This is a genomic window from Xenorhabdus kozodoii, assembly GCF_002632875.1.
Classification (GTDB): Bacteria; Pseudomonadota; Gammaproteobacteria; order Enterobacterales; family Enterobacteriaceae; genus Xenorhabdus; species Xenorhabdus kozodoii.
The window spans coordinates 1-350 of record NZ_NJCX01000128.1 but is presented as its reverse complement, the minus strand read 5'-3'; the positions used below and the strand labels follow the sequence as shown (position 1 = coordinate 350).

The window sequence follows — 350 nt, the reverse complement described above, 5'->3', positions numbered from 1 at the left end:
AAACCGCCGTGCGCAGGATATCATGGCGGTCGATAACCTGTTGCAAGGCCGCCAGAAAGCGATCAAGCCGCTCACGGGTATCAAACGCCAGCAGGCTGCACAGCAGGTAGTTATCCCCGTGCTCCTGCAACAGGTGATGGAACAAAATCCCGGCCTGCAACGGTGCCAGCGGATAGATATCCTGCACATTACTCGCCCCGCCCGCAACCTTATCAACGATGGCCTCAATCTCAGCCTGGGAAAGGGAAACCAGCGGCAGCATAGCCGGCGTGATGGCGGTGCAGCCGTCCGGGATCAGGTTAGGGGGCACCACAAACGTCTCGGCGTCATACCGGATCGCCTGCGCCATC

The 350-nt window shown here is 60.0% G+C and carries 1 protein-coding gene; it reads right to left on the bottom strand.

Features of this window, described 5'->3' with window-relative positions:
- The coding region (locus tag Xkoz_RS19450; protein WP_141554472.1) for a condensation domain-containing protein at positions 1-350 on the bottom strand (350 nt) is incomplete at both ends.